We start from the raw sequence: 243 nt of genomic DNA, 5'->3' as shown, positions 1-243 counted from the left end.
AGATTTGTCCTGTGGTGTCATCAAAGCGGAGTTGTCCATAGCCTTCGCCTTGGACTTCTTTACTTTTAATCCCTGCGAGTTTTTTGGTGTCTGGCAGTTGGCCTTGACTGTCAAATCGGGTTGGGCTGCGTTGGGCTTCATGTAGGCGGCCCACCACAAAGGGACGGTCGATGTTGCCGTCAAAGAAGTCGATGACCACGATTTCATTGATTCGAGGAAGGAAGCGTGCGCCATAGCCTTCGC

The 243-nt window shown here is 51.9% G+C and carries 1 protein-coding gene; it reads right to left on the bottom strand.

All coding sequences use genetic code 11. The annotated features are described in order from the left end of the window. Positions 1–243 (bottom strand): phage baseplate assembly protein V (locus AC1M83_RS14260; protein WP_481590955.1); only part of this gene is annotated, 243 nt, incomplete at both ends.

This window comes from Acinetobacter sp. 25-47-130 (genome assembly GCF_056779705.1).
Note: the sequence above shows the minus strand (reverse complement) of the source record. Positions and strands in the feature narration are given on the sequence as shown.